Below are 5,296 nucleotides of genomic sequence, written 5' to 3'. Positions count from 1 at the left end.
CACCGATCCACCGATCCACCGATCCACCGATCCACCGATCCACCGATCCACCGATCCACCGATCCACCGATCCACCGATCCACCGATCCACCGATCCACCGATCCACCGATCCACCGATCCACCGATCCACCGATCTTGAGGGCCGTGCGCGCGTCGCGTAAGTTCACGCGCCCACCATCCCGTCGCCGCTCCAGACGTCACACGCTTCCCGCCCGTGATCCGCATCGTTCAGAAGCTCCATCGCCATCCTCGCGCCCGGCGGATGCCATGCGCCGGCTGATCGCTGCGGGCGCCGCGCTGCTGCTGGCGGCGTGCGGCACCTCCGCATCGTCCGAGGCAGACGCGAAAGGGGCGTTCCGCTGGGGCGGCGACGCGGAGGGCGGCGCGCCGTTCGTGGAGGCGGACCCGGCGGACCCGACCGTGGTACGCGGCTTCGACGTGGAGATCGCGGGGATGATCGCGGAAGGGCTGGGGCGCAAATCGGAGTTCGTCCAGGTGGCGTGGGCCAGCATCGGCCAGTCGCTGGACCGCGGCGACTTCGAGATCGGCTTGTCGGGCGTGGAGGACCGGCCGGAGATGCGCGAGCGGTACGCCCTCACCATCCCGTACTACGAGTTCCACGAGGTGCTGGCCGTGCGCCCGGCGGACCGTGACCGCTTTCGCACGCTGGCGGACCTGGCGGGGCGGCGCGTGGCCACGCTGGGCGCCACCATGGCGCACGACATCCTGCTGGACGAGCAAAAGAAGACAGGGCTGGTCCCCGTCTCGTACGACGACGACATCCACCCGTACACGGACCTCGTGGCCGGCCGCGTGGACGCCGTGCTGCTGGACAACGTCATCGCGGACCGCTCGCTCCGGCGCACGGGCGGCTTTGTCATCCAGCCGGAGCCGGTGGCCACGGGCGCGTACGTGGGCGTGTTCGCGCGCCGCAACGCGGCCCTGCGCGACAGCGCGAACGCCGTCCTGCGCGCGCGGATGCAGGACGGCTCGCTGGAGGCCACGTTCCGCCGCTGGGGCGTATGGGACGACGCGCAGGCGGCGTACTTTCAGCGCGTGCTGGCCCAGGCGCCGGGCGAGGACGGCGCCGCCGCCACCCGCGACCGCTCCGTCGCCGCCTACCTCCCTTCCCTGGCGCGCGCGGCCGGCGTGACGATCATCCTCTCCGTGCTGGCGATGGTGCTGGCCGTGGGGCTGGGCATCACGGTGGCGGCGGGGCGCGTGTACGGCCCGCCCGCCGTCCGGGCCCTGCTGACGGTGTACGTGGAGGTGATGCGGGGCACGCCCGTGCTGCTGCAGCTGTTCGTCATCTACTACGGGCTGGCGTCCGTCGTGCGGCTGCCGGCGTTCGCGGCGGCCGTCATCGGGCTGGGTCTGAACTACGCGGCGTACGAGTCGGAGATCTACCGCGCCGCCCTGCAGGCCGTCCCCCGCCAGCAGCTGGAGGCCGCGCGCACACTGGGCCTCACGGAGCTTCAGGCGCTGCGGCTGGTGCGTGGCCCCCAGGCGCTGCGGCACGCGCTGGCCCCCATGACCAACGACTTCGTGGCGCTGCTCAAGGACTCGTCGCTCGTGTCCGTCATTACCGTGGTGGAGCTGACCAAGCAGACGGCCATCTACGCCACCAACGTGGGCAGCTGGGCCGTACCGGGCGTGTTGTGCGCGCTCATCTACCTGTCGATGTCGCTGCCGCTGAGCCGCGTCGCGCGCCGGCTGGAGCAGCGCTGGAGCCTGGCATGAGCGGCACGCTGGTGATCCGCGGGCTGCACGCCGTGCGCGGCGACAAGCCCGTGCTGCGCGGCCTGGACCTGGAGGTGGAGCCGGGCGAGGTGGTGGCGCTGATGGGCGTCTCCGGCGCGGGCAAGTCCACGGTGCTGCGCGCCGTGGCCGCCCTGGAGCCGTTCACGGCCGGCCTGATCGAGGTGGGCGGATTTCGCCTCGCGCCCGGCCCCGTGCCCCGCGAGTCGCGGCTGCGGGAGCTGCGGCGCAAGGTGGGGATGGTGTTCCAGTCGCACGCGCTCTTTCCGCACCTGACGGCGCTGGAGAACGTGACGCTGGCGCCCGTGCACGTGCTGGGCTGGCCGGCCGCAACGGCGCGGCAGGCGGCCATGGAGCTGCTGGAGAGCCTGGGCGTGGGCCCGCGCGCCGGCGCCTATCCGCGCGAGCTGAGCGGCGGAGAGGCGCAGCGCGTGGCCATCGCGCGGGCGCTGGCCCCGGACCCCGCCGTGCTGCTGATGGACGAGCCCACGTCCGCGCTGGACCCCGCCCGCCGCGGCGCACTGGGCGAGTCGCTCCGAAAGCTGGCGCGCGGCGGACGCGGCCTGCTGGTGGCCACGCACGACGTGGACTTTGCCCTGGCGCACACGGACCGCGTGCTGGTGCTGCACGAGGGCCGCATGGCGGAGTACGGCACGTCGTCGATGGTGCTCACGCAGCCATCGGAGCCCGCCACGCGCGAGCTGCTGGCGCACGAGCGCAGGGAATAGGGAACAGGGAATAGGGAGTAGCCTGCAACTACGGACCCGCGCTGATTCGCTGCACGTCCCTGTCCGCCTCGACATGCACGTCCCCCGCGACATACGATCCCGCGAGGCTGTCGTGAACCGCGCCCCCGCAAGACACGTCATCCTGAGGAGCCGCCGCGTGGAGGCTGCCCGCGCGTGATCCATGGCGGCGACGAAGGATCTTGTGTCCGAAGCACCAAAGCGGCTCCATCACGTGACCCTGCCCTCACGTACCGCACACAAGATCCTTCGTCGCGCCCAGAGTCCGGTGCACGTTCGGGGTGCGCGCGGGCGCTCCTCAGGATGACGCATCGCGGGGACCGTGCTTCCTCACCACTCGACACGAAAGAAGCCTCACGCGAAACGTCGCGTGAGGCTTTGTCCGTTCCGCCGATGCCGATCCGCCCCTCAGCAGACGGCGGGGAGGCTGCAGTTGGCGTCGGGGTTCTGCGTGCAGCAGTTGGTCTGGATGCGCGACGCCCAGCACAGGAAGTTCACGCACGTGGCGCACGTGTCCACCCCGCTCTGGTGCGCCGCCACCGTGCCCCGCCCCACCTCGTCCGCGGCGACAGTCGCGAACGTCTCCACCGCCAGGTCGTCCAGCTTCAGCTTTCGCCTTTGCATCCGGCCACCTCCGTTCAGGGTTCCGCGACGGAGGGGGACGACCATGCAAATCCTTTACCCGCAAATAGATACTTCCGTACGCCTAGACCCCGCGCCCATCGGGGCCTCGTCGTCCGGCTGATTCCGGTCAGGCGGATGTCGCGAGGTGGATGAGGCCCGCTTCCGTGTGGCGAAACCCCAGCGCACGATAGAACGGCGCAAGGTGCGGCTCGTAGTCCACGTGCAGCCACGCGGCGCGGGCCTCCTTCGCGGCCGCTGTCGCCGCGCGCACGAGCGCCGAGCCGATGCCGCGATGCCGCACGTCCGGATGCACCGTGGGATCCAGCAGAAACGCATGCTCGCCCCCGTCCCACGCCACGTTCACGAACCCCACCAGCCGCTCGCCCTCGAACGCCGCGATCCAGGCCAGGCTGCGCTCCAGCACGGGCCCGAACGCCCGCGTGACGTGGTCCGGCCACGCCGCCGTGAACAGCGCGTTCAACTGCGTATCCGGGAGCGGCGGTCGGGTAAGGAAGGTGATTTCCACGTCGGATTGCGTCGTGGGATAGATTGGGGAGCGACGACTCGACTCGCTGCACCGCATCCATCCGCTCTGGGGCAGTCCGCGAAGGCGGACTTCGCGCCTTTCCAGCGGCGAATTCATTCGCTCCGGCTGGGGGACGGCGTTACCAGATCAGATTCGCACGAGGATCATTCGCTCAGGCGCGGACGCGGCGCGTCCCGGTCCAGGTGGGCGATGCGCATCCTTCGCCCCGGTCCGGGAGCCACACACCTGGAATCGGCCGCAGAGCCGATCCGTGCGGGATCGTCCGCCGCACGGGTTACAACAGTCTCCGCCCCGCGGCATCGAACGCCTCCACGGGCGCGGCGGCGGAGGGGGTGGCGGGATACTCGTCGCGTAGGAGCGTCCAGATCATCCCGGGCTGCAACGCGCCGTCGCCGCCGATCACGCGGGCGCGGAGGGTAGCTTCGTGCGTATAGCCCAGCTTGGCGGGGACGGCGGCGCTGCGCACGTTCGCCGGATCGCAGCGGATCTCCATCCGCTCCACGCCGTTGACCTCGAACGCCACGCGGGTCAGCGCCGCCGCGGCCTCCGTGGCCAGCCCCCGGCCCACGTGCGGCGCGCTGATCCAGTAGCCGATCTCCAGCGCGTCCGTGCCCACGCGCGGGTGCAGGCCCGTGCCGCCCAGCACCTCGCGCTCGTCGGGGCTGAAGAGGGCGTAGATGTAGTCCTCGTCCTGGTCGAACTTCGCCCGAAAGGAGCGAAGCCGCTGCACCTTGGTCTCCAGCTCCTCCGGCTCGGAATGCACCCACGGCATCCACGGCCGAAGGTGCTCCACGCTGGCGGTGATGGCGTCCGCCAGCAGCGGCGCGTCCGCCGGGCTCCAGCAGCGGATCACCAGACGCGGCGTGTGGATGCGGTACGCGGGACCGGGCATCGGGTCGGGTCGTCGGGCGAGAAGTGCTGAAGTCTGCCGCCTCAGGGAACGAGGCGGCGATACGTGAGCAGCACGTCGGGATCGAAGGCAAGGTGCAGCTCCAGGCCGTCGTCCGTCACCCGTCCCCATACGTGCGGCGGCGGCGTGCAGAGGGCGTTGGGCGGGCACACGGCGCCCATCTCGATGGTGCTGCCCTTTACGTCGTAGACGTAGTGTTCCGTGTACGTGAGGGTGGTGTCGCGCGGGCCGGGGACGAGGTAGTCCAGGCGCTCGGTCACCTCACGGCGGGCCCGGCCGTCCTCCTGGAGCCACAGGTTGTCCTGCAGCAGCTCGATGCGCACGTTCTCGTTCCGGATCACCACGGGCGGGTCCACGTCCAGCGCGTAGCGGGCCGCCACCTCCACGTCCGTCGCGGAATCGCAGCCGGCGACGGCGGTGCACAGCAGGGCGAGCGCGGCACGTCTGCGGATCATCATGGCGTCGTTCGGTCGCGGTGAGGAGCGCGAAAGCATCCACATCTGCCTCACAACGCGGAGGCCCGGCCGTCCGTGACAGTGCCGCGCCGGAGGTGGAGCCCGAACGGGCGGGCGAGTGCGCGGACAAGGACGTTCGGGAGATGCGGATCAGGCGGCGCCGGCCGTCACTGGCAGGGGCGCGCCGTCTCCGTGTCGTACGCCTGGAAGCGGCCCGGCGCGGTGAGCAGGTAGACCATGCCCGGCAGCTCCGGG

Annotated in this window: 6 protein-coding genes; 2 read left to right on the top strand and 4 right to left on the bottom strand. The window is 71.1% G+C overall.

Annotation, left to right across the window (positions count from 1 at the left end):
* Positions 1 to 268: 268 nt before the first annotated feature.
* Positions 269 to 1,741: an ABC transporter permease subunit gene (locus VFZ20_RS09940; RefSeq protein WP_329683713.1), complete on the top strand. Its 1,473-nt coding sequence runs from the start codon at positions 269 to 271 to the stop codon at positions 1,739 to 1,741.
* Positions 1,738 to 2,487 carry an amino acid ABC transporter ATP-binding protein gene (locus VFZ20_RS09935; protein ID WP_329683712.1) on the top strand — a complete coding sequence of 250 codons (750 nt, stop codon included), beginning with the start codon at positions 1,738 to 1,740 and terminating at the stop codon, positions 2,485 to 2,487. Before VFZ20_RS09940 ends, VFZ20_RS09935 begins: the two co-directional genes overlap by 4 nt.
* A 426-nt stretch (positions 2,488 to 2,913) precedes the next feature.
* Here the strand turns inward: VFZ20_RS09935 and VFZ20_RS09930 are convergent, their stop codons facing one another.
* From VFZ20_RS09930 to VFZ20_RS09915, 4 genes are all read right to left on the bottom strand, one after another.
* Positions 2,914 to 3,129, bottom strand: a complete 216-nt coding sequence (locus tag VFZ20_RS09930) for a hypothetical protein (protein ID WP_329683711.1) — start codon at positions 3,127 to 3,129, stop codon at positions 2,914 to 2,916.
* A 127-nt stretch (positions 3,130 to 3,256) separates the two neighbouring features.
* On the bottom strand, positions 3,257 to 3,712 hold the full coding sequence (locus VFZ20_RS09925; RefSeq protein WP_349264081.1) for a GNAT family N-acetyltransferase: 456 nt from the start codon (positions 3,710 to 3,712) through the stop codon (positions 3,257 to 3,259).
* Positions 3,713 to 3,950: 238 nt separating this feature from the next.
* Positions 3,951 to 4,568 carry a GNAT family protein gene (locus tag VFZ20_RS09920; RefSeq protein WP_329683709.1) on the bottom strand — a complete coding sequence of 206 codons (618 nt, stop codon included), beginning with the start codon at positions 4,566 to 4,568 and terminating at the stop codon, positions 3,951 to 3,953.
* Between the two features lie 41 nt (positions 4,569 to 4,609).
* A complete protein-coding gene (locus tag VFZ20_RS09915) occupies positions 4,610 to 5,044 on the bottom strand; it encodes a hypothetical protein (protein ID WP_329683708.1) in 435 nt (144 codons plus the stop codon).
* Positions 5,045 to 5,296: the final 252 nt, after the last annotated feature.

It is taken from the genome of Longimicrobium sp. (assembly GCF_036280135.1).
Lineage (GTDB): Bacteria > Gemmatimonadota > Gemmatimonadetes > Longimicrobiales > Longimicrobiaceae > Longimicrobium.
The sequence above is the reverse complement of the archived record's forward strand: the minus strand, read 5'-3'. Positions and strand labels throughout refer to the sequence as shown.